This is a genomic window from Streptomyces sp. NBC_00989 (genome assembly GCF_045162655.1).
Lineage (GTDB): Bacteria > Actinomycetota > Actinomycetes > Streptomycetales > Streptomycetaceae > Streptomyces.
The window spans coordinates 6,561,196-6,584,110 of the sequence record NZ_CP108728.1; the positions used below are offsets into that span (position 1 = coordinate 6,561,196).

Consider the following 22,915-nt stretch of genomic DNA (forward strand, 5'->3'; position numbering starts at 1 on the left):
AATGTCGTTCTCCCCACGGGGCCCACAGGCCCACCGGCGGCCCACACGTCCAGAGCCCCACCGGCGGCCCACACGTCCAGAGCCCCACCGGCGGCCCACGCGTCTAGAGCCCCGCCGCCTTCACCACGACCTCCCCGGCCGCCGTACGCGAATACAGCACCGACCGCCCCGCCCGCCGCCGCTCCACCAGCCCCGCGTCCAGCAGCACCCGCAGATGCCGCCCCACCGAGCCCAGCGCCTGTCCGGTCACGGCGGTCAGCTGGCTGGTGCTCATCGGCGAGCCGAGCAGCGTCAGCACACCCGCCCGGGACGAGCCCAGCAGCGCGCCCAGGCTCTCGGGCACGGGCCGCCCGCCATGGTCGGCGAGGACGCCCGCGCACGGGTAGACGATGGCGTACCGGTCCGGCGCCTCCCACGACACCCACCCGCTCTTCGGCGTGACGGGCATGAGGAGCAACTCCGCGCCGGAGATCTCCCGCGGCGGATTCGCGTGCAGATTGATCTGCAGCCGGCTCTCCCCGAGCCACCGCGTCCGCCCCGGCTGCAGAGCGTCCAGCACGGCCGCCCAGCCGCCCTGGCTCACCTGCGCGGTCCGGGCGACCACATCGGCCTCCAGGACCCGCCGTCGCCGCGCCCAGTACGGCCGTACGGTCTCCTCCCACACGTACTCCAGGAGGCGGGCCGCCCGCTCGGGCAGATCGCCGCGTTCCAGGGCGGCGGGGAGCGGACCGGCGAGCGAGACGCGGAGGTTGTCCCGCGCGTCCTCGGGCCGGGTCTCCCGCACCCGGGCGACGGTCTCGGCGAACGACTCCCGGTCCGTCTGCGTCGGACAGATGAAGTCGGCGATCCAGGACCGACCGAGCGCGGCCCGCACCAGCGCTCCGGTGACCGGCTCGGCCGCCAACAGCCCCCGGTAGCCCGGCAGATGATCCCGCAGCCACACCTGCTCACCGGGGTGCGCGCCCACCCCCGCGTGCAGCAGTTTCAGCGCGGCGAAGGTCTCCGCGAACGGCGACAGCACGAACCGGCTCCGCGCGAGGGTGTCCGCGTTGAGCTGCCACAACCCCATGAACACCCCCCGTGTTTCGCGTCCGCGCGAAAGAATAGAACCCCCACCCGCACCCCCGCAGACTCCCCGCATGCGCAGCTACCGCGAGCTCTTCCGCACCCCCGAGTACACCCCGTTCTTCTTCTCCTTCGCCGCCCAGAACGCGGCCCTCACGATCAGCGGCCTGGCGCTCGCCACCCTCGTCTACAAGGCGACGGAGTCCCCCTTACTGTCGGCCGTCAGCATGTTCGGCCCGCAGCTCGCCCAGATGCTGGGCGCGACCTTCTTCCTCTCGGGCGCCGACCGCCTGCCCCCACGGGCCACCCTCACCGGTATCAACACCGCCTTCGCCGTCTGTACGGCCCTGCTGGCACTCCCCGGTCTGCCGATCGGCGCGGTCTTCGGCATCGTGTTCCTCCAGGGCCTGATCGCCTCGCTGGGCGGCGGTGTGAGCGGCGGCCTGCTGAACGAGATCCTGCCCAAGAACGGCTATCTGCTGGGCCGTTCGGTCTTCAACATGGCCTCGGGCCTGATGCAGGTCACCGGCTTCGCGACGGGCGGAGCCCTCCTGGCCCTGCTCTCCCCGAGGGCCTGTCTCCTCCTCGCGGCGGCGCTGTACGCCACCACAGCCCTCGTCCTCCGCCTGGGCCTGACGGCCCGCCCACCCCGCGCGGCGGGCCGCCCGTCCGTCGCCGCGACCTGGCGCACGAACGCCCTCCTGTGGTCCTCCCGCCCCCGCCGCCTCACCTACCTCGGCATGTGGGTCCCCAACGGCCTGGTGGTCGGCTGCGAATCCCTCTACGTCTCCTACGACTCCCGGTCCGCCGGCGTGCTGTTCGCGAGCGCGGCACTGGGCATGTTCGCCGGCGACCTGACCCTCGGCCGCTTCGTCCCGCGCACCCTGCGCACCCGCCTGGACATCCCTCTCCGCCTCCTGCTGGCCACCCCGTACCTGTTCTTCGCCCTCCGCCCGGGCATGCCCTGGGCGGCCATGGCGGTCTGCGTCGCCTCCATCGGCTACGGCGCGAGCCTCGTCCTCCAGGAACGCCTGATGGAACTCACCCCCGACGAACTCGCGGGCCACGCCCTCGGTCTGCGCTCCGCGGGCATGCTCACCATGCAGGGCGTGGGCGCGGCCATCGCGGGCACGATCGCCCAACTCACCACCCCGGCAACGGCGATGACCCTGGTGGCCGTGGCGTCGGTGGCGGTGACCCTGACACTGTCGGTGCTCGGCAGGCAGGTGCGGGGGGAGGTCCCCGAGGTGCAAGCGGCTTGAGGGGGAGGGGCTTTTCCATGCCCACAGGCATCCTTGACAGCGTCCGTACTGTTTCGCGACGTTTGAGCCCTGCCGAACTGTTCGTGTCTCGTCGTACCTTGGGATACGTAGGCAGGACGCGGACGACGCGTCGTGGGGGAAAGTGGGGGGACGGTCGCCCATGCGATCCAACAGCAAGGCGGACATCACGATCCACAGACCGGAGGAGCTCACCACCACGCTCCGCCAGGCCTGGCACAAGGCGATGGACGAGTCGCCGGACTACGCGAACCCTTTCCTGGCACCGGAGTTCGCGGACGGCGTCGGCCGGCACCGCGGCGGGGCGCAGGTGGCGGTTCTGCACGAGGGCGGGGAGCCGGTCGGCTTCTTCCCGTACGAGCGCAACCCCGTCGGCGTCGGCAGAGCCATCGGCCTCGGTCTCTCCGACTGCCAGGCCCTGGTGCACCGGCCCGGTGTCACCTGGGACACCCGGCAACTCCTGCGGGCCTGCGGCCTGTCGGTCTTCGAGTTCGACCATCTCGTCGAGGAACAACAGCCGTTCGGCCGCTACGTCACCGGCACCTTCGCGTCCCCGGTGATCGACCTGAAGGACGGCGACGGCGAGGTCCCCTACCCGGAGTGGCTGCGCGGCGCGTACCCGGGCATCGCCAAGACGACCCTGAAGAAGGAGCGCCGCCTAGGCCGCGACCTCGGCGAGATGCGCTTCGTCTACGACGAACGCGACCCCAAGGTGCTGCGCACGCTGATGCGTTGGAAGTCGGCGCAGTACCGCAGGACCGGCCGCATGGACCGTTTCGCCCGCCCGTGGATCGTCGACCTGGTGGACCATCTCTTCCGCGTCCGCGAGGAACACTTCACCGGCGTCCTGTCGGTCCTCTACGCCGGTGACCGCCCCGTGGCGGCCCACTTCGGCCCGACGTCCCGCACCCTGTTCGCGGCCTGGTTCACGGCGTACGACCCCGAACTCCGGTACTACTCACCGGGGTTGATCATGCACCTCAGGATGGCCGAGGAGGCGGGCCGGCACGGCGTGCGCCTCATGGACCTGGGGCGCGGCGACAAGGAGTGGAAGGACTGGCTCAAGACCCGCGAACTGCGCGTCGGCGAGGGCTTCGCCACCCGCCCCCACCCGGTGGCGGCGGCCCACCGCCTGTGGCGCCGCCCGGTCCGCGGCCTGCGCAACACGGTCCTGGCCCACCAGTCCCTGCGCGACCCGGCGGACCGCCTCCTCAAGACGGTGGGCACGCTGCGTACGACGGGCAAGGTGCCGCCGAAGAAGTGACGGTGAGGTAGGTCGGCTGGGGCCCTGGACCGAAAGGCCGAGGGCCCCTTTCGCGCGCTCCGGGCCGGTCGTCGGGTCGTAGAAGATCGGCCCCCGACACCCGTACGACAGGCGGTCGTGGTAGACAACGCCGATGATGGTCGGGGCTGTTGGGCCCGGCCCGCGGGCGACCGCGCGACAACAGGAAGGGGAAACCGTGCTTCTGAAGACCTTCCGCTGGTCGTTCGCGGTCACCGCGCTCGGCCTGGCCCTGGGAGTCTGGTACGGCGGCTGGACGGCGTTCGGCGTCATCGCGATCCTGGCCGTCCTGGAGATCTCGCTGTCCTTCGACAACGCGGTGGTCAACGCCGGGATCCTGAAGAGGATGTCGGCCTTCTGGCAGAAGATCTTCCTCACGGTCGGTGTCCTGATCGCGGTCTTCGGCATGCGCCTCGCCTTCCCGGTCGTGATCGTCGCGGTGACGGCGAAGAAGAACCCGATCGACGCGGTGGACCTCGCGCTGACGGACAAGGACCGCTACCAGCAACTGGTCACCGACGCCCACCCGTCGATCGCGGCCTTCGGCGGCATGTTCCTGCTGATGATCTTCCTGGACTTCATCTTCGAGGACCGCGACATCAAGTGGCTGGGCTGGCTGGAACGCCCCCTCGCCAAGCTCGGCAAGGTCGACATGCTGTCGGTCTGCATCGCCCTGATCGTCCTGCTGGTCACCTCGTTCACCTTCGCGGCCCACGCCCACCAGCACGGCGGCGCCCACGCGGACAAGGCACAGACGGTCCTCGTCTCCGGCATCGCCGGCCTGATCACCTACATGATCGTCGGCGGCCTCTCCGGCTTCTTCGAGAACCGCCTGGAGGCGGAGGAGGAGCGGGAACGGGAGAGCGACCGCTCGGCGGTGGTCCTGGCGGGCCAGGCGGCGTTCTTCATGTTCCTCTACCTGGAAGTCCTGGACGCGTCCTTCTCCTTCGACGGCGTGATCGGCGCGTTCGCCATCACCAACGACATCGTGCTGATGGCCCTGGGCCTGGGCATCGGCGCGATGTACGTCCGCTCCCTGACGGTGTACCTGGTCCGCCAGGGCACGCTCGACGACTACGTCTACCTGGAGCACGGCGCGCACTACGCGATCGGCGCCCTGGCCGTGATCCTCATGGTCACCATCCAGTACCAGATCAACGAGGTCATCACGGGGCTGGTGGGGGTCGTACTGATCGGGTGGTCGTTCTGGTCCTCGGTACGGCGGAACCGGGCGGCGGCGGAGGCGGAGGGGGCGGCGGAGCCTGTGGACACGGCGAAGGTTCCGTAGCCGGTTGATCAGCAGGCTGCCGCTCGCCCGGTGTTCCACGGTCAGACGAACCAGACGACGAGCCGCACGTTCTCCGCGCCGTGGAGTCCGCCCAGCGTCCGCATGACCTCCCATGCGGGCGCGACAGCAGCTGCTGTCTCCCGCGACCGCACGACGGCTGCGCGTGCCGGAACGGTCGGTCTCGTCCCAGTCGGCGCGGGCCAGTTCGTCCCCGGCGATCCAGGTGGTGCCGTGGGCGTCGTCGGGCCCGTCGTACCCGGCGAAGGTGACGCGCACCTCGTCGGACGCGTCCACCGGCAGCCCCCGCCCCTCGGCCAGCGGCCGGAACCCGTAGGAATTGCGCACCCCGAAGAGGCAGGCGAGCGCGTCGTACGCGTTGCCGGTGTCGAGGACGATCAGATCGATCGCGCCCACCCAGACGGAGTCCTCGTCATCCACACCCCGGATCCGGGCGCCCGTCCTGCGCTCGATCATTCCGCTCACGTCGGTGGACATGCGCGGATTGTGGCGGGCGGGGGTGGGGGGTGTCCTGTGGGTTTACGGGTCAGGGCACGCCGGAGAGCTTCGGCAGGGTCCTGAGCCGGACGACTCCGCTGCGACTCCGCCGAGACGGCGAAGGCCCTCCCGTCCACCGGACAGAAGGGCCTCCGAAACAAGCCTGCGCGCACAAACACCGCGCTGTGCCCTCGGCAGGATTCGAACCTGCGACACCGGCTTTAGGAGAGCCGTGCTCTATCCCCTGAGCTACGAAGGCGGGGCTTGTGCGAAACCTTGCACGGAACTCGTGGACAGAACGTGCCCTGGTCTCCCGGTCAAGCCCTGAGCGATCTGGATCATGTCGCTACGGTGATGAGGCGCGCGGTAGACCGCGTGACACACCGCAGCGCCCGCCAGGAACGCTCGATCCACAGGGTACCGGATCGGGGCTCAGGCGGGCGCTGGTGTCTGGAGGCTGGGCGGGGTCGTCAGGCTGCGGGGGTGAGCAGGGAGGCTCCTTCCTCATGCAGCGCGCGGCTGGTCGAGTTCAGTGCGAAGACGAAGCCGAAAGTCAGTAGTTGCTGTGCTTCGACTCCGTAGGAGATGAGGCGCCCGTTCCACAGGGAGGCGTCGAGTTGTGCGTGGCCCGATTCCGCGTCGCTGCGGTAGGGGTGGACGAGTTGGTGGGTGCGGGTGAATTCGGGGATCTGCTGAAGGTGCTCGGCGCGGTGGAAGCCGCGTTCCTCGTCGCTGTCACCGGCCGGCCGTTCGCCTTTGCGGCTGGTGGCGCCGACGTTGACCCGGTATCCGTGGACGCCGTGGCGGCACGGGATGGCCAGCACGTGGTACCAGCGGAACATCAGGACCCCGCGTCGCTCCACTCTTTTGATCGGCACCGGGATCAGTTCCGCTGTTCCGTCCGCGAAGTGGACCTTTTCCGCGATACGGCCGGCGGCGGCCCACAGTTCGTGGGTGCAGCGACCGCGGCGCGCCGGGCCGCTTCCGCGGCACCGAGTTCCGCGCGTACCCCGGCCTTCAGGATGGTCCACACCTCCGGGTGTTGGAGATGGGCGGCAGTGCGGCGCGCGGAGGCCGGCACGCTGCGGGCCGCCAGGAAGAAGAGGAAAGCGAGGTCGGGGTTGTGCGCGCAGTCCACGAGGCGTTCGTGAAGGGTGCGGCGGTCCCTGTCACTGAAGGCCCGTTTGCGCGGGGTGCGGGTCAGGGCCAGTGCCACCGAAACAGCCCGGTTCCCAGGCGCAGGGCAGCGATACGTCTATCCGGAACGGGAGGCGGCGGCAGACCTCCGGGCCTGGGTGGGGCAGGTCGCGTCGCGCCCTTCGGCGCTCCAAGGGATCTTGGCGCCTCTCACGGTGGCCTTGATGACCACCTCCACCGATACGACGTCCGGGTCTTCGGCGTGGCGGGCGCCGGCGGCCGTACAGACCACCTGGGCGAGGGCATCTCCGACCAGTGGTTTGACAGTGGCCGGGAAATCCGCCGGGTCGTCGAAGCGCAGCTCGATCGACACCTTGGCGCCATCGGCCCGGACCGTCGGATCCTTCTTCAGCTTCCGCAGCAGGCTGCCCGTGCCCACGCTCAGTTCGGCTCTGGTCGGGCCCTGGAACAACAGTCGTACGGCCGCTTCGACGCTGGGCCGCTGGGGGATCCTGCGGGGGACCGCGACCAGGCCGAGCTTGCCCGTGAAGTAGAGCGTGATGGTCGGCCGGATTCCGGTGGCGGGTTCCCCCGAGCCCACCACACCGGTCGTGGGGATGCCGCAGGCGCCGAGCAGGAGCGCCCCCGCGAGAAGAAGCAGCGCGGGCCGGACGGCCCGGTGGACAGGGCTCACGGATGGCTCCCCTCGGCCGGTTCGGCCGGTTCGGCCGGTACTGGTGGTGGCTCGTCCTGTCGCAGCGGGAGCTCTACGGTGAAGACGGCGCCGCCGTGCGCACCGTTCGCCGCCTGGATGGTGCCGCCGTGCAGGTGGACGTTCTCCGCGGTGATGGCGAGTCCGAGACCGCTGCCCTCGGTCCTGGTGCGGGCCGTGTCCGATTTGTAGAAGCGGTCGAAGACGTGGGGCAGGACGCTTTCGGGGATGCCCGGTCCGCTGTCCAGCACCTCGATGACCGCCCGCCGCCCGTCGTCCGGGTGTTCCCACTGGAAGAGGTGCAACCGTACGGGGCGTCCACCGTGGCGGAGGGCGTTCCCGACCAGGTTGGCGACGATCACGTCGAGGCGGCGTGGGTCGAGGCTGCCGCGGAGTGTTCCCGGCGGCGGAAGCCGTGCCTCGACCGTCTCCAGCCAGGCGCGGGAGGCGAGGGTGCGTTGGATGGAGTCCGCGAGGTCTATCTCGTCCAGGTGCAGGCTGGCCGCGCCCGCGTCGAAGCGGGACATCTCCATCAGGTCCTCGACCAGGCGGGCCAGTTTGACGGTCTCCTCGCTGATGAGCCGCACGGCGGTGGCGGTGTCGGGGTCGAGGTGGGCGGCGTCCTCGTCGAGGATGTCGGTGACCGCGGACATGGCGGCCAGCGGGGTGCGCAGTTCGTGGGAGACGTCGGCGGCGAAGCGGCGGGCGCGTGCCTCCATGCGGCGCAGTTCGGCCACCGACTTCTCCAGGGCGGCGGCGGTCTCGTTGAAGGTGTGGGAGAGGTCGGCGAGTTCGTCGGAGCCGTTGACGGCGAGCCGGGTGTCGAGGTGGCCCTCGGCGATGCTGCGGGTGGCCCGGCGCAGCTCGCGTACCGGCCGCAGTACGCCACGGGCGGCCAGCAGTGCGAGCAGGACGGCCAGGATCAGGGCGGGGACCGTGGCGCGCTCGACGGCGGGGACCAGGGCCTGGACGTAGGCCTGCTCGGTGGTCTGCGGCACCGTCAGGAAGACGGCGAGCCCGGACGGGTCGGACGTGGGCCGTGCCGCGGTGCCGAAGGTGACCGGCAGGCCGACGACGAGTGCGGGGCTGCCGTGTCTGGTCACCCGCTGGAAGACGGTGTTCCCGCCGGAGGCCACGGCCTTGCGCAGGGCGGGCGTCAGCTGCTCGAACGGGTCCTGCGGTGAGGAGGTGGCGCTCAGGCCGCCGTAAGTGGCCAGCACGCGCCAGTTCTTCGACGGTTCGGAGCGCGCCAACTGCTCTGCGAACAGGTTCAGTTGGTTCTGGGCCGGGGGAAAGTCGAGGTCGGCGGCGAGGTCGTCGACATGGTCGCGGAACTGCCCGATCACCCCGTCCTGGCTCTGCTGGAGCACCCCCGTGCGCGCCTCCCGGAACGTCAGGGCACCGGTGGTCAGGGTGGCGACGCCGGCGACCAGCAGGAAGGCCATCAGTAGTCGGCCGCGCAGGCCGCGCAGCGGCGGGGGCGCCTTCACCGTGACCTGAACTGGTAGCCGAAGCCGCGCACGGTCTGTATGTAGCGGGGCTGTCCCGGAGGCTCGCCCATCTTGGTGCGCAGCCGTTTGACGCAGGCGTCCACCAGCCGTGAGTCGCCGTGGTAGCTGTGTTCCCAGACGGCTTCCAGGAGCTGCTGCCGGCTGAACACCTGACCGGGCGAGGCGGAGAGGGTCAGCAGGAGCCGTAGTTCGGAGGGAGCGAGGGCGACCGGTGCGCCCTGGTGGGTGACGGCCAACGCGGCCCGGTCGATGGTCAGTTCTCCATGGGTTTCCGTCTTCGGCGTGGTTCCGTCGGAGGGTGTGCCGCCGACCCGTCGCAGGACGGCACGGATACGGGCTTCGAGCACGCGGGCCTGGACGGGCTTGACGACGTAGTCGTCGGCTCCCGCTTCGAGCCCGACCACGATGTCCATGTCGTCGCCCCGGGCGGTCGCCATGATGATCGGAACCTGGTCGTCGGCCCCGCGGATGCGACGGCACACGTCGAGCCCGGACATGCCGGGCAGCATCAGATCGAGGACGACGACGTCCGGCCGGAACGACCGCAGCTGCTCCAGCCCGTCCTCACCCGTTCCGGCGGCGGCGACGTCGTGCCCCTGGCGGCGCAGCGCGAGTCGGACACCCTCACGAACAGCGCGGTCGTCTTCGATGAGCAGGACACGTGGCATGTGCTCAGTATCCGTACGACACCAGGCCAGGCCGGTGCTGTTACCGGACGATCACATACTCGCGGGCGGGTGAGCGGATCCGGCGTCCTGTCGCCGCCCATCGGCTGTTGCTGTTCGGTCATACTCCGGGCCAGTTCCCATCACACCGCGGGTCCAGCCTCATCCACCATGAACGCACACAAGAGCATGCCGAAGAGGGTCCGCGTTTCCGTGGCGACCGCCCTGGCGATCGGCCTGCTGCCGGTCCTGGCCGCCTGCGGCGGTTCGAGCGACAAGACCGGCGCGAGCTCCGACTCCACGGCCGACGGAGCGAACGCGGCGAACGACAGTACGACGAACGCCGACGGGGCGGTGCAGCTCACCGTCCCGGACGGCGCGGACGCCGAGACCAAGAAGACGTACATCCAGCAGAACACCCTTGCGGCCTGCATGAAGAAGCAGGGCTTCACCTACACACCGCACGTGGCGGCGGCCGGCGGCGACGCCGTCTACGTAGGGCTGGACGCGGAGGACTACGCGGCGGCGAAGAAGTCCCGGGAGAAGTACGGGTTCGGCAACTACGCCGCCGCCGTCTACCCCGACGACCCCAATGCCCCCTTCAGCAACCCCGGAGGGAAGGCGGGAGAAAAGCGGACCGACGGCGTCGCCGACGACGACGAGAAGGGGTTCACCCCCGCCCAGCAGGAGGCGTACGAGGAGGCGCTGGTGGGCCCCCAGGCCAAGTCCAAGGCGGACGAGAAGATCGGCGGCTGCGAACTCAAGGCGTCGATAGCCGTGAACGGACACGTGCTGAGCGCCGCCGAGCGGAAAAAGGCGGCGAACGCCAAGGCGGAGGCGAACCGCGCGAACGGTCTCGAGCTCAACGGCGACGCCCAACTGGTGCAGCTCGCCCAGGGGTACGCCACCTGCCTGAAGGCACAGGGCATCCCGGTCAGCACCACTCAGCCGACCGGTATGTCCGACATGGTGCGGCTGGGGCAGAACGTGCCGGAGAACCACTTCAGCATGTCCAAGGCGGAGGCGCTGCCGCTGCTCACCAAGGAGATCGACCTCTCCCTGAAGGACCTGGAGTGCGGCAAGAAGTTCCGGGCCGCGTACTTCCCCAAGGAGAAGGCCCACCCGTACTACGGCGACAACGCATGAGCCGGTTCAGCAGCCGTAAGCACCTGGGCGCGCTGGTCGGCGCGGTGGTCCTGGTCGGCGCGGGCGGCTGGATCGCCGGCACGCAGGTGCGCTCGCCCGCCGACGCCGCCGCCGCGCACACCGCGCCGAAGGCCGGCCCGGTGACCGTGGCCGTCCAGCGGCAGTCCCTCACCGCGACCGTGGTGGCGTCGGGGTCCGTCGAGTTCGCCTCGCCGCGTCCGCTCGCGCTGGCCGGCGCGGTCGGCACCGGAGCGTCCGCGACCGCGGGCGGAGAGGGCGCGGAGCAGCGGATCACCAAGGCACCGGTCGCCGGTACCAAGGTCAAGGAGGGCGACGTACTGATGGCGGTCAACGGCCGTCCGGTGCTCGCGCTGAGCGGAACCGTACCGATGTACAGGGCGCTGGGCCCAGGTGCCTCCGGCGACGATGTGAAGCAGCTCCAGAAAGCGTTGCACCGGCTCGGATTCTTTTCCGGATCGATCAGCGGCAACTACGGCCAGGGCACCGCGTCGGCGGTCACCAGCTGGTACACGAGCAAGGGGTACGAGGCCCAGAAGCCCAGCGCGGACGACGAGCAGCAACTGGGCCAGTTGCAGCAGGCGGTGTCCGCCGCCCAGCAGACGCTGCTCACGACCAACAGCACGAGCGGCAGCAGCGGCGACGAAACGGAGACAGGGACAGCGGCGGGGACGGATGCGGGGACGGATGCGGGCGCGAGCGGCAGTACGAGTTCGCCGAACCCGCAGTCCAGCACCGACGCGCAGATCCACCAACTGCAGCTCGAATCCGCGAGGAAGGCGCTGAACATGGCGAACGCCGCGCTCAGCACCTTCCAGGCCTCCTATGGGACGAAGGTCCCGGCCGGCGAGGTCGTCTTCTTCCCGAAGCTGCCCGTACGGCTGAACAAGGTGACGGTGAAGACGGGGGACACCGCGTCCGGCCCGATCGGCACCGTGACCAGCTCCGACCTGGAGGTGCAGGCGGTCGTCCCCGGCGCGGACGCCGAACTGCTGCGGAAGGGCATGGCCGTCGAGCTGACGACGACGGACGGCAAGAAGGCGGCTGGCACCGTGTCGGCGCTCGGCGCCGACGCCGCGTCCTCGACGACAGCGGCGACGGGCTCGGGCGACGACAGCGAGGGATCCACCGGGACGACCTCGGGGGACACCGGGAGCGAATCCGCCGGCACCTCCGCTACCGACTCCTCGGCCCCGGTCCAGCTGCGGATCTCCGTGCCCAACTCCGGCGAGCTGGCCGACGAGGCCGAGGCCGCGGTGAAGGTGACCATCAAGATCGGCGCCTCGGACGGCAAGGTGCTGGTCGTACCGCTCGCCGCGATCCGCACCTCGTCCGACGGAAAGGTCCGGGTGCAGGTCGAGCGCGGCGGCAGGCTGAGCGACGTCCACGTCACCGTCGGGCTCTCCGCGGCCGGTCTCGTCGAGGTGAAGCCGACCGGCGGCACGCTGGAGCAGGGCGACAAGGTGGTGGTGGGCGAGTGACCCCCGGTCCTGTCCCGGTCCCCGGCCCCGACTTCGCCACCGTCCCCATCCCCGTCGTCTCCGATGCGACCGCCGTCATCGAACTCACCGGTGTGGAGCGGACCTTCGACTCCGAGCCCCCGGTGCGCGCGCTGCGCGGTGTGAACCTGACGGTCCGGCGCGGCGAGCACCTCTCGATCGTCGGCCCTTCCGGCTCGGGGAAGTCGACGCTGCTCAACACGCTGGGCCTGCTCGACCGTCCCACCTCCGGTACCTACCGGCTCGACGGCGTCGAGACCACCGGGCTCGGTGACCTAGAACGCACGGCGCTGCGCGGCAGCCGTATCGGGTTCGTGTTCCAGTCCTTCCACCTCCTGCCGTACCGCACCGTCGACGAGAACGTCATGCTGGCCGAGGCGTACCGCAGGCCACGCCCGGGGCTCGGCCGCGGTACCCGTCTGGCCCGCGCCCGGGAGGCGCTGGACCGGGTCGGGCTCGGGCACCGGTCGGGCTTCAGGCCCGACCGGCTCTCCGGCGGCGAACGCCAACGCGTCGCCATCGCACGGGCGTTGATCAGCGATCCCGCGCTGCTGCTCTGCGACGAGCCGACCGGCAACCTGGACAGCGAGAACACCCTCTCCGTGCTGGAACTCTTCGACGACCTGTGCGCCCAGGGCATGACCCTGGTGCTCATCACCCACGACGAGACGGTCAGCCGCCGCGCGGGCCAGCGTGTCCGCATCACCGACGGCCGCCTCACCCAGGAGTCCGAGTGAAACTCGCGACGAGGGCGCCGGGGAGGGCACGGACGAAAGCGACACCGGCCGGGACCCGCATCGAACGCCCCTGGATGGACCCCCGGGACCTGTGGACGGAAGCTCTCGCGGGCGTCATGGCCCGCCCCGTACGGTCCGCCCTGACCACACTCGGCACCGTGCTCGGCATCACCACGCTGGTCATCACCATCGGGGTGGCCTCCACGGCCGGCAACCAGATCGTCGGCCGGTTCGACGCGCTCACCGCGACCTCGGTGACCGTGACCGTGCCGCCGGTGCAGCCTGGTTCGGACGACAAGCCGCTGGTGGACTGGTCGGGGACCGACGCTGTCCGGCGGCTGGCCGGCGTGGACTCGGCCGCCGCCCTCGCCGACTCCCCACTGACCAACAGCGTCCAGGTGCGGTCCAACGACGTGAAAGCGCCCGGCGACGTCTCCGGCCAGACCCTTGCCGTGGTGGCCGCCTCGGCCGGCCTGCCCGCCGGGGTACGCGGTGCGATGACCTCCGGGCGGTTCTACGACGTCGGCGACATCGCCCGGCACGCCCAGGTGGCGGTCCTCGGCGACCAGGCGGCACGACTGCTCGGCATCAAGCGGGTGGAGGACTCCCCGGCGATCTTCTTCCAGGGCCAGTCGTACACCGTCATCGGCATCCTCGGCGGCATCAGGCGCGAGCAGCGCCTGTCCACCGCCGTGATGCTCCCGCCCACCACCGCGGCGGACCGCCTCGGCCTGGAGGACGTCACCCAGGTACTCATCAACACCGCGCTCGGCGCGGCCCGGCAGGTGGCACGCCAGGCGCCGATCGCCCTGGCCCCCGGGCAGCAGAACTCCCTCGCCGTGGACGCGCCGCCGGACATGACCAAGGCCCGCGACGGCGTCCAGAACGACGTCAACGGCCTCTTCCTCGTCCTCGGCCTGGTCTCCCTCGTGGTCGGTGCGATCGGCATCGCCAACGTCACCCTGGTGACTGTGATGGAAAGGGTCGGCGAGATCGGGCTGCGGCGCGCGCTGGGCGCCTCGCGACGGCAGGTGGCCGGCCAGTTCCTCCTGGAGTCGACGACGATCGGCCTGCTCGGCGGCATCGTCGGCGCGGCCCTGGGCATCGCCGTCGTGGTGTGTGTCGCCGTCTTCAAGGAGTGGACCCCGGTCCTGGACCTGAACCTCGCCCTCGGCGCCCCGCTCGCCGGAGCCCTCGTCGGCCTGCTCGCCGGTCTCTACCCGTCGCTGCGCGCCGCCCGGATGGAACCGGTGGACGCGCTCCGGGCACCTTCCTAGACCGGCACCCTCCCCAGGTTTGTCAAAGCCGAATGGCCGAGGCAGAAAAAGAAACACCGTGTTCAGTTCGAGAAAAAGAAAAGAATGAGGAGAATTTCCATGGCTATCAGCAAGATCATCACCCCCGCGGCGGCTGCCAGGCGCGCGGCGGAGGCGCGGCGGAACGCCGTCCTGGAGCGTAAGCAGCGGGCGGCCGCCCGGGCCCGCATGCTGCAGGCCGCTCGCCGTCGCCCCATCGGCGGCTGATGAATTGACACCGGAGGGCGGGCCTTCGGCATTACGCCGGGGCCCGCCTTTGGTGGTTGCGCGGATTCCGCAGGCAGCGAAATGGAATGAGGGAAGAACGTTGACCATGCTCGGAGACCAGCCGACCATGCAGTTCCGCGTGGTCGAACCGGAGCCCGCCCGGTCGACCGGCCGGCGTGGCGGCTCCCCGCGCAGCCGTGTACACGGCCGTCACCGGCGCCCCGTCATGGACAGCGCCGACCACGGTGGGGCCGACCGTGACGGGACCGAGCACGACAGGGCCGGCCACGGCAGCGCCTACGAGACCGTTCCGGATCAGGAACAGACCGGGGCGGAGCAGGCGGTCCACGCCGGCGTCCCGGTCCGCCAGGCGGTCAGCCGTTTCTGGCCGCTGACCAAGGGGGACCGCTCCTGGCTGGTGCTGATCTGCGTCTGTGTGGTGCTTGCGGCCCTCGCCGAGACAGCGTCGATCCTGCTGTTCAGCGAACTGACCGACAACGCGCTCCAGGCCGGTTCGCTCTCCGCGTTCTGGGCCCCGGCCGGCATGTGGTTCGCCGCGGCGCTGCTCGGCGCGTTCGTCGGTTACATCGGCAACTCGCTCGCGGTCTGGACCGCCGAACGCTTTGTGATGCGGCTGCGGGAGAAGGTCTTCGCCCACGTTCAGACCCTCCCGCCCGACTTCTTCGGCCGTCACCGCACCGGCGATCTGGTCGAGCGTCTCACCGGGGACGTCGAGTCGATCGAGCAGATGGTGGTCTCCGGTGCGGTCGGTACCGTCTCAGCCGTCTTCAGCACGGTGCTCTTCTCCGCCGCCGCGCTCTATCTGCGCTGGGATCTCGCGCTGGCCACCTTCACGATGGCCCCGCTGTTCTGGCTGGCCGCCAAGCGGTTCTCCGGTCGCGTCAAGATCGTCGCCCGGCAGGAGCGGGTCGCCGACGGTGCGATCACCTCGGTGGTCGAGGAGTCACTCGGCCACATCGTCCTGACCCAGGCCTACAACCGCGGTCGGGCCGAGGAGAAGCGGCTGCGCCGCGAGGCCCGCGCCTGGATGCGCGCCTCGGTGACCGGCGCCCGCCTCAGCGAGCTCTACGAACAGCTCGTCGAGGTCGTCGAGACGCTCTGCGTGCTCATCGTGATCGGGCTCGGCGCCTGGGAGATCTCCAAGGGCCGGATGACCATCGGTCAACTGCTGGCCTTCGCCGCTTTCCTGGGCTACCTGTACCCGCCGATCCGCTCTCTCGGCCAGCTCGGCCTGACCCTGACCGCCGCCACCGCCGGCGCCGAGCGGCTGCTGGAGATCCTCGACGCCCGGGCCGCCGTCACCGACCCGGCACCCGGCAGCGCGGTCGAGCTGCGCCGGGTACGCGGCGAGATCGAGTTCCACCAGGTCGGCTTCCGCTACCCCGGCGCTGCCAAGGACTCCCTCAGCGCGGTGTCGTTCACGGCCCGTCCCGGTGAACTGGTCCTGATCACCGGCGCGAGCGGGGCCGGCAAGTCCACCGTCTCCAAGCTGCTGCTGCGCTTCTACGACCCGGCTGCCGGGCTGATCCGGCTGGACGGGGTCCCCCTGGACCGGCTGCCGGTGGAGTTCCTGCGGGAAAACGTCGCCCTGCTGCCCCAGGAGACGCTCATCCTGCACGACTCCATCCACGAGAACATCGCCTGCGGCCGGCCGGGCGCCTCCGACACCGACGTCGTCCAGGCCGCCCGCGACGCCGACGCGCATGAGTTCATCGCCGCCCTCCCCGACGGCTACGGCACGCCGATCGACCCGCACACCGCGGAACTCTCCGGCGGCCAGCTCCAACGCATCGCCATCGCCCGCGCGATGCTCCGCGACGCGCCGGTACTCGTCCTCGACGAGCCCACCACCGGCCTGGACGCGCCGACCGCGCGCCGGGTCGTCGAACCGCTGCGCCGCCTGATGCGGGGCCGTACCACCATCATGATCACTCACGATCTGAACCTCGCCCGGGACGCCGACCGTATCCTCGTACTGGACCACGGCCGCCTCGTCGAAGCCGGTACCCACCACGAGCTGATGGCCCACGGCGGCTCATACACCTACCTCCACCGCTCGCAGGACAACAGCACCGGGCAGCTCACGGAGTCGCGGTAGCCCTTTCCGTCCGTGGGCGTTCCGTGGCCGATCTCGGTCGGTTTCCAGTGCTGCGGGCCGCCGTCGAAGGCCGTCACCCCGTCGGGCCGTGGCCTGTTGCCCCTGGTTGATCTTGACTGGGTCCGTCCGGTACGACGACGAGGCCGATGACACGACGGATGCGGCCGCCATCTCCGGCGCGGTCGGCCCGGGCGAGGACCGCGGCCTCGATCTCCTCGCCCCGTACCGCGAACTCCTCTTCGGTCAGCCATACCGCTGCCTGCCGGTAGACCACACCGTCCGAGGTCGGATCGGCGTCCTCGTGGGCGAGGTAGCGGTCGAAATCCGCCATCAACGATGCTGCGAACGTGGTGCGGGCCCGCCGATGGTCCTTGCGTGTCATCGCCGCCGTGCGGCGGGGTCGACGCCCGCCGACAGGTCGAAGGCGTCGAAGGCCGGGGTTGCGCTGGAAGCCGCGAGTGATGAGGGGAGGGCACCCATCGTCCCCGGGAGGGCAAGGCAGGGCGGGGACCCGGGGTCAGGACGCCGAGACCCGTGTGAACCGTCCCGCCACCCTCAGGTCCGCCTCGACGGCGGTCGCCGTCAGCGTCAGTTCGGGGAGGATGTCGCGGACGTACTCCTCGACCGTACGGCGGGCCACATGGGTCGCCGTGTTCAAGGCGGCGACCACCCGCCCCGTACGGTCCCGCACCGGAACCGCGATCGAGCGCAGCCCCGCCTCCAGCTCCTCGTCGACCAGGGCGTAGCCCTGCGAACGGACCGTCTCCAGGGCCGCCGCCAGCGCCGCCGGGTCGGTCAGCGTGTGCGGGGTCAGCGCGCGCAACTCGTGGTCCTTGGCCGGTGCGTCCGCCAGCAGCACCCGCCCCAGTGCCGTCGCGTACGCAGGAAACCGCGTGCCCACCGCGATGTTCACGCTCATCACCCGGCTCGTCGCGACCCGGGCCGTGTACTGGATGTCGTCGCCGACGAGGATCGCCAGGGACGCCGACTCGTGGATGCGGGAGGCGAGGGCGGTCAGGTGAGGGAGCGCCAGGTCGGGGAGGGTCGTACGGGACAGGGGCGGGAAGCCGAGGGACAGCACCCGGGGGGTGAGGGCGAAACGGCGGTCGCCGGACGCGGCGATCAGGCCCAGGTGCTCGTACGTGATCAACGCCCTGCGGGCTGTCGCCCGTGCCAGCCCCGTCGCCTGGGCGACCTCCGTCAGGGTCAGTTCGGCGCGGCCCTCGCCGAACGCCGTCAGGACCGTCAGGCCGCGGGCCAGGGACTCGACGAACTCCCGGCCCAGTTCCTGCTTGGACGCGCCCGTCCAGGTCGCGAGTCCGCAGGGAGCGGCGAGGGACTCGCCCCGCGGAGCCTCGCGCGCGTCCTCCGCCAGGTCCTCCTCCATCGCCCGTACCGCCGAACGCAGCCTGGGCAGAAGGGAGTTGTGCAGATCCTCCGCCGTGTGCCGGCTCGTGTGGCTCACGACGCTCGCCACGCACGCGATCGTGCCGGTACGCGGGTCTCGTACCGGCACGGACACCGCCACCAGCCCCGGTTCGATCAACTGGTCGTCCAACGCCCAGCCGTCCTGGCGCACTTGGGCGGCCCACCGCTCGAAGTCGGGCCCGGGCGACGACCGTACGGGCACGGCCGTGAACCCCGCGTCCGTCGGATCGGCCGCCCGCCGCTCCCGCCAGCGTCGCCACTCCAGGTCCGTCCACTCCGTCGCGAACAGCGGTCCTGGCGCGGTGCGTTCGGCCGGCAGCAGGTCGCCGATGCGGAAGCTGAGGGACATCGCGCGGCGGCGGGTGGCCTGGTGGATGAAGCGGATGCCGTCCCGGTCGGCGACCGCGAGCGACACCGACTCGTCCAGCTCGTCGGCGAGGGCGTCCGCGCGCGCGTCGAGGAGGGACGGCAGGCGCAGGGCGGCGAGATAGGCGTTGCCCAGTTCCATGATCCGGGGGGTGAGAACCGCGTCCCGGCCGACGAGACGCACGTACCCCATGCGCGCGAGCGTCGCGGTGATCCGGTCGACCGTGGAACGCGCGAGCCCGGTGGCCCGTTCGAGCCCACTGAGGCTCAACACGCCCCCCGCCTCGGTCAGTTGGCGCACCACCGCGACCCCACGGATCAACGGCGCGACCGCCTCGGCGGGCACAGCGGCGGTGTGGTCGTCCATCGTGGTGTCGCTGGGCATCGATTCTCCGGTACGACGATCTCGGCAGCCCTACGGTAAGCCCGAGGCCGACGGCCTCGTCGCCGACGGCGCTGCGGTGGGCCCGCGTGCCGGATCTGCACCGCCGCGACAGTTCTACGGCGGGTCCGCGCCCGGCACCCTCACCGCAGAGGGCCCAACGGCGCCCCATGACAGTCCCGCGCTCCCACGCCCTCATCGCCTCCGAACCCGCGACACCGGCTTTAGGAGAGCCGTGCTCCATCCACTGAGCCGCGCCTGCCACGTCTGTCCGCCCGCCTGTACCTCCACCCCCGCCCCCTACCGCGTCCGCGTCACCGTCACCCGATAGTCCCCCGCCGCATCCGCCCCCGTGACCCCCACCCGGATCCCCTTCCCCGGGTCGCTGAAGGTCTCGCCCGCGGTGAACGGTGCGTCCGACAACTCGGCGTGGACGTTGGGGCTTCGGGTGCAGCCGCCGCTGTTCCGGTGGGCGTCGTACACCTTCACCGGGCCCATGCCCGTGTCCACGTCCGCCTCCACCTTGTAGATGAGGACGCCCGGGCGGCACACCGCCTCGTCGTTGCCCTCGCGGGTGCGCAGTTCCAGGGCGTAGCCCGTGCGTCGGGTGAGGGGGACGAAGACCAGGCGGGTGCCGGTGGTGCCGGGGTGTTCCAGGGGGGTCAGGGTGTACTCCGAAGTGCCCCTGGTCATCGCGCAGTTGACCTGGGACGGGTCCAGCCAGCCGAGTTTCCACTTGTGCCAGCCGAGGAGGTCGTTGTTGGCGCCCCAGTCCTCGCTCATGATGTCCCAGTGGCCGACCGCGCCCCCGCCCTCCTGGGTGTAGAGGTCGGGCAGGCCGAAGACGTGGCCGTTCTCGTGGGGGAGGACGCGGTAGCCGGTCTGGGAGTAGGAGCCGGAGCCGTCGTCCTGGCGGGAGTAGACGAAGGACGCGTTGGAGACCGGGACGCCGTCGGCGACCGGGGCCTCCGTGTTGCCGGCGAACGTCACCGACAGGACCGTGTCGAGGGCGGACGGCCCGGCGTTCGGGGTGACCAGGACGTTCAGGAGGTCGTACTGGCGGAAGTCCACGGTCGGGTCCGCCGCGGCCACGATGTCCTGGACGAGCTGCCGGTACCCGGGGTCGAAGGGCGCGCCGCGCTCTATGCCGTAGGACCTGAAGGGCTTGGGCATGCGGAGCCAGTGGGTGACCGGGGTCTCGGGGCGGTAGTCGAGGCGGCCGTAGGAGCTGCTGGCGAACCACTCCTGGGTCTTCGGGAAGAACTCGCGGTACCGGTCCATGGCGGTGCCCTCGCCGGGGGCGTCGGAGAAGTCGACCATCAGGGTCAGGGCGTGGACCGTGCCGGTGGAGCGGGAGTAGCCGCCGGGGGTGGGGATGCCCTCGGACATCTGGACGTCCAGGGGGCCGTTGATCATGCAGGAGCCGAGTGCGGAGGTGCGGGCGAGCGCGACCGGGCCCGCCGCCGTCGTGGCGCCCGGGGTGAGGTGCCCGGTGCCGGCCGAGGTGCTGACCGCGAGGGTCAGGACGGTCACGGACGCGAGGGCGGCCACGCGGCGCGGGCGTATCCGACGGCTGGGCTGCATGCAGGGACCCTTCGCGCCAACGGCAGCCGCCGGTCTCCGGCTGCACCCTTTCGATCACCCTGTGTCGTGTGCCGCGAGGGCGCGCGCTGGAGGCGACCGACCGTGTGGTTCTCGCTGGTGGGGGGCCGAACGGGGAGCCCCGCAGGGGCGCCGGGCGACGATCCAAACCGGGATCCCGGCAGATGTGACTCAGGTCACATCAGAACAATCGCGGAGGTGGAAATAACTGGGGAGCGTCTCCCCGTTTAGCCATGTGTCCGAACGAAACGGGGATTGCCTCCCCGGATCGCCTCAGCAGTCCAAGACCTTCAGGAGTACGCCGTGACGACCGCGACCCCCGTACAGCGAAAGGTGACCCGGCCGCGCGCCGACGCTTTGCGCAACCGGGAGCGGATCGTCACCGCCGCCCGCGAGATGTTCGTCGAGTTCGGCCCCGATGTGCCGCTCGACGAGATCGCCCGCCGGGCCGGCGTCGGCAACGCCACGCTCTACCGGAACTTCCCGGACCGTGACGCCCTCGTCCGCGAGGTCGTCTGCTCGGTCATGGACCGGATCGCGGAGGGCGCGGAGGTGGCGCTCGCCGAGACCGGCGACGCCTTCACCGCGCTGGAACGTTTCGTGCACGACTCCGCGGACGAACGGGTCGGCGCGCTGTGCCCGATGATGGCCAGCACGTTCGACCACTTCCACCCGGACCTGGAAGCCGCCCGCCAGCGGGTCGAGGAGCTCATCGGCGAGGTCATGGAACGGGCCAGGAAGGCCGGGCAGCTCCGGTCCGACGTGGGCGTCGGTGACGTGATGGTCGCCGTGGCCCAGCTCAGCCGGCCCCCGGCCGGCACCGGCTGCCTCAGCGCCGACCGCTTCGTACACCGACACCTGCAGCTGTTCCTGGACGGACTGCGGGCCCCGGCCCGCTCGGTCCTGCCCGGCACCGCCGCGACCATGGAGGATCTCCGGCAGCCCTGACCGATTAGTTCAGCGCTTCACCTCAGTCCCAACTCCGACACCAAGCTCCCGGCAGGCGCCGCGGAACCGGCGACAAGCCGTCCCCGAAGACACCCTTTTTCCGTCACGAAGTCCCGAAGTGGGTACCACCATGTCTGAAACAGCCCGAAGCGCCCCAGGCGCTCTCGACAAGGGCGGCAAGGCCTCCGAGGCCGAGCACGAAGCCCATTCCAACCGCTGGAAGGCGCTCGCGTTCATCGCGCTCGCCCAGCTGATGGTCGTGCTCGACGCGACCATCGTGAACATCGCCCTCCCGTCGGCCCAGACCGACCTGGGCATCTCCGACGGCAACCGGCAGTGGGTCGTCACGGCCTACGCCCTCGCCTTCGGTGGTCTGCTGCTCTTCGGCGGCCGCATAGCCGACCTGTGGGGCCGCAAGCGCGCCTTCGTCGTCGGTCTGACCGGCTTCGCCGCCGCGTCCGCGCTCGGCGGTGTCGCCACCACCGGCGCGATGATGTTCGGCGCCCGTGCTCTCCAGGGCGCGTTCGGCGCACTGCTCGCACCCGCCGCGCTCTCCCTGCTCGCCGTGATGTTCACGGACGCCAAGGAGCGTGCCAAGGCGTTCGGCATCTATGGCGCGATCGCCGGTGGCGGCGGCGCCGTCGGCTTCATCCTCGGCGGTGTGCTGACCGAGTACCTCGACTGGCGATGGACGTTCTTCGTGAACATCCCGTTCGCGATCGTCGCCGCGCTCGGCGCGTACTTCGTCATCCGCGAGCCGGAGGGCGGCCGCAACCGCAACCCGCTCGACATCCCGGGCGTGCTCCTGTCGACCCTCGGCCTGGTCTCGCTCGTCTACGGCTTCACCCGCGCCGAGTCCAACGGCTGGGGCGACTCCTCCACCGTCGCGCTCTTCATCGCGTCCGCGGTCCTGCTGGTCTCGTTCGTGATCGTCGAGGCGAAGGTCAAGGCCCCGCTGCTGCCGCTGCGCGTGATCACCGACCGCAACCGCGGCGGTATCTACCTCTCGCTCGGCATCGCCATCATCGCGATGTTCGGCACGTTCCTCTTCCTCACCTACTACCTCCAGGTCGTGAAGGGCTTCACGCCGATCAAGACCGGCTTCGCCTTCATGCCGATGATCGTCGGCATGATGGTCGGCTCGACCCAGATCGGCACCCGCCTGATGACCCGCCTGCCGGCCCGCCTGCTCATGGGCCCCGGCTTCCTGGTCGCCGCGGTCGGCATGCTCCTGATGACGCAGCTGGAGATCGGCTCGTCGTACGCCTCGATCATCCTGCCCGCGATGCTGCTGCTCGGTCTCGGCATGGGTACGGCGTTCATGCCGGCCATGTCCCTGGCCACCCTGGGCGTCGAGCCCCGGGACGCGGGTGTCGCCTCCGCGATGGTCAACACCTCGCAGCAGGTGGGCGGCGCCATCGGTACGGCCCTGCTGAACACGATCGCCGCGTCCGCGACGACCGCGTACATCAAGGACCACATCGCCGGCGCGGGTACCTCCAAGACCCAGCAGCAGCTCGTCCAGCTCCAGGGTCAGGTGCACGGCTACACCAACGCCATCTGGTTCGCCGTCGGCATGCTGGTCGCGGCCGCGGTCATCGTCTCGGTCCTCGTCAACGCCGGCAAGCAGGGTTCCGACCCGGTCGCCTCCGGTGACGGTGACGGTGTCGAGGACGAGTTCAAGATCCCGGTCGTCGCCCACTGACGGCACC

21 protein-coding genes and 1 tRNA gene are annotated in these 22,915 nt (G+C 70.7%); 12 read left to right on the forward strand and 10 right to left on the reverse strand.

Features of this window, described 5'->3' with window-relative positions:
• Nucleotides 1-103: 103 nt before the first annotated feature.
• Entirely contained in the window at nucleotides 104-1,069 is a 966-nt protein-coding gene (locus tag OG714_RS29200; RefSeq protein ID WP_406125394.1) for an ArsR/SmtB family transcription factor, read from the reverse strand.
• A gap of 70 nt (nucleotides 1,070-1,139) precedes the next feature.
• On the opposite strand from OG714_RS29200, the gene OG714_RS29205 reads away from it, so the two are divergent.
• The 4 genes from OG714_RS29205 to OG714_RS29220 all read left to right on the forward strand — a co-directional run bounded on the left by OG714_RS29205 (nucleotide 1,140) and on the right by OG714_RS29220 (nucleotide 5,249).
• Complete coding sequence (locus OG714_RS29205) at nucleotides 1,140-2,327, forward strand: MFS transporter (RefSeq protein ID WP_406125396.1); 1,188 nt, start codon at nucleotides 1,140-1,142, stop codon at nucleotides 2,325-2,327.
• 160 nt (nucleotides 2,328-2,487) lie between these two features.
• Nucleotides 2,488-3,609: a GNAT family N-acetyltransferase gene (locus OG714_RS29210; RefSeq protein WP_406125398.1), complete on the forward strand. Its 1,122-nt coding sequence runs from the start codon at nucleotides 2,488-2,490 to the stop codon at nucleotides 3,607-3,609.
• Between the two features lie 196 nt (nucleotides 3,610-3,805).
• Entirely contained in the window at nucleotides 3,806-4,915 is a 1,110-nt protein-coding gene (locus tag OG714_RS29215) for a DUF475 domain-containing protein (protein WP_406125400.1), read from the forward strand.
• A 112-nt stretch (nucleotides 4,916-5,027) separates the two neighbouring features.
• On the forward strand, nucleotides 5,028-5,249 hold the full coding sequence (locus OG714_RS29220; protein ID WP_406125401.1) for a hypothetical protein: 222 nt from the start codon (nucleotides 5,028-5,030) through the stop codon (nucleotides 5,247-5,249).
• Nucleotides 5,250-5,596: 347 nt separating this feature from the next.
• Here the strand turns inward: OG714_RS29220 and OG714_RS29225 are convergent.
• From OG714_RS29225 to OG714_RS29250, 6 genes are all read right to left on the reverse strand, one after another.
• A tRNA-Arg gene (locus tag OG714_RS29225) sits at nucleotides 5,597-5,669 on the reverse strand.
• 211 nt (nucleotides 5,670-5,880) lie between these two features.
• On the reverse strand, nucleotides 5,881-6,288 hold the full coding sequence (locus OG714_RS29230; protein WP_406125403.1) for a hypothetical protein: 408 nt from the start codon (nucleotides 6,286-6,288) through the stop codon (nucleotides 5,881-5,883).
• 5 nt (nucleotides 6,289-6,293) lie between these two features.
• Entirely contained in the window at nucleotides 6,294-6,626 is a 333-nt protein-coding gene (locus tag OG714_RS29235; RefSeq protein WP_406125404.1) for a hypothetical protein, read from the reverse strand.
• Nucleotides 6,627-6,665: 39 nt separating this feature from the next.
• Nucleotides 6,666-7,241, reverse strand: coding sequence for a hypothetical protein (locus tag OG714_RS29240; protein ID WP_406125406.1), 576 nt, complete (start codon nucleotides 7,239-7,241; stop codon nucleotides 6,666-6,668).
• Nucleotides 7,238-8,749 carry an ATP-binding protein gene (locus tag OG714_RS29245; protein ID WP_406125407.1) on the reverse strand — a complete coding sequence of 504 codons (1,512 nt, stop codon included), beginning with the start codon at nucleotides 8,747-8,749 and terminating at the stop codon, nucleotides 7,238-7,240. Before OG714_RS29245 ends, OG714_RS29240 begins: the two co-directional genes overlap by 4 nt.
• Nucleotides 8,746-9,438, reverse strand: a complete 693-nt coding sequence (locus OG714_RS29250; RefSeq protein ID WP_406125409.1) for a response regulator transcription factor — start codon at nucleotides 9,436-9,438, stop codon at nucleotides 8,746-8,748. The genes OG714_RS29245 and OG714_RS29250 overlap by 4 nt, the downstream gene beginning before the upstream one ends.
• A gap of 168 nt (nucleotides 9,439-9,606) precedes the next feature.
• Between OG714_RS29250 and OG714_RS29255 the strand changes: the two genes are divergently transcribed.
• From OG714_RS29255 to OG714_RS29280, 6 genes are all read left to right on the forward strand, one after another.
• On the forward strand, nucleotides 9,607-10,581 hold the full coding sequence (locus tag OG714_RS29255) for a hypothetical protein (RefSeq protein WP_406125411.1): 975 nt from the start codon (nucleotides 9,607-9,609) through the stop codon (nucleotides 10,579-10,581).
• The gene (locus OG714_RS29260) at nucleotides 10,578-12,080 is read left to right on the forward strand and encodes a peptidoglycan-binding protein (protein ID WP_406125413.1); all 1,503 of its coding nucleotides are present in this window, start codon (nucleotides 10,578-10,580) and stop codon (nucleotides 12,078-12,080) included. The genes OG714_RS29255 and OG714_RS29260 overlap by 4 nt, the downstream gene beginning before the upstream one ends.
• 47 nt (nucleotides 12,081-12,127) lie before the next feature.
• Nucleotides 12,128-12,835: an ABC transporter ATP-binding protein gene (locus OG714_RS29265; RefSeq protein ID WP_406131996.1), complete on the forward strand. Its 708-nt coding sequence runs from the start codon at nucleotides 12,128-12,130 to the stop codon at nucleotides 12,833-12,835.
• Nucleotides 12,832-14,112 carry an ABC transporter permease gene (locus OG714_RS29270; protein WP_406125415.1) on the forward strand — a complete coding sequence of 427 codons (1,281 nt, stop codon included), beginning with the start codon at nucleotides 12,832-12,834 and terminating at the stop codon, nucleotides 14,110-14,112. Before OG714_RS29265 ends, OG714_RS29270 begins: the two co-directional genes overlap by 4 nt.
• A gap of 99 nt (nucleotides 14,113-14,211) precedes the next feature.
• Entirely contained in the window at nucleotides 14,212-14,358 is a 147-nt protein-coding gene (locus OG714_RS29275; protein WP_406125416.1) for a hypothetical protein, read from the forward strand.
• 106 nt (nucleotides 14,359-14,464) lie between these two features.
• A complete protein-coding gene (locus OG714_RS29280; RefSeq protein ID WP_406131997.1) occupies nucleotides 14,465-16,477 on the forward strand; it encodes an ABC transporter ATP-binding protein in 2,013 nt (670 codons plus the stop codon).
• 73 nt (nucleotides 16,478-16,550) lie between these two features.
• Here the strand turns inward: OG714_RS29280 and OG714_RS29285 are convergent, their stop codons facing one another.
• The 3 genes from OG714_RS29285 to OG714_RS29295 form a co-directional block, all read right to left on the reverse strand.
• The gene (locus tag OG714_RS29285; protein ID WP_406125418.1) at nucleotides 16,551-16,808 is read right to left on the reverse strand and encodes a hypothetical protein; all 258 of its coding nucleotides are present in this window, start codon (nucleotides 16,806-16,808) and stop codon (nucleotides 16,551-16,553) included.
• Nucleotides 16,809-16,994: 186 nt separating this feature from the next.
• Nucleotides 16,995-18,656 carry an IclR family transcriptional regulator C-terminal domain-containing protein gene (locus OG714_RS29290; RefSeq protein WP_406125420.1) on the reverse strand — a complete coding sequence of 554 codons (1,662 nt, stop codon included), beginning with the start codon at nucleotides 18,654-18,656 and terminating at the stop codon, nucleotides 16,995-16,997.
• A gap of 297 nt (nucleotides 18,657-18,953) precedes the next feature.
• The gene (locus tag OG714_RS29295; RefSeq protein ID WP_406125422.1) at nucleotides 18,954-20,237 is read right to left on the reverse strand and encodes a M6 family metalloprotease domain-containing protein; all 1,284 of its coding nucleotides are present in this window, start codon (nucleotides 20,235-20,237) and stop codon (nucleotides 18,954-18,956) included.
• Between the two features lie 321 nt (nucleotides 20,238-20,558).
• Between OG714_RS29295 and OG714_RS29300 the strand changes: the two genes are divergently transcribed.
• On the forward strand, nucleotides 20,559-21,203 hold the full coding sequence (locus OG714_RS29300) for a TetR/AcrR family transcriptional regulator (RefSeq protein WP_406125424.1): 645 nt from the start codon (nucleotides 20,559-20,561) through the stop codon (nucleotides 21,201-21,203).
• Between the two features lie 130 nt (nucleotides 21,204-21,333).
• Nucleotides 21,334-22,908: an MFS transporter gene (locus tag OG714_RS29305; protein ID WP_406125425.1), complete on the forward strand. Its 1,575-nt coding sequence runs from the start codon at nucleotides 21,334-21,336 to the stop codon at nucleotides 22,906-22,908.
• Nucleotides 22,909-22,915 lie beyond the last annotated feature (7 nt).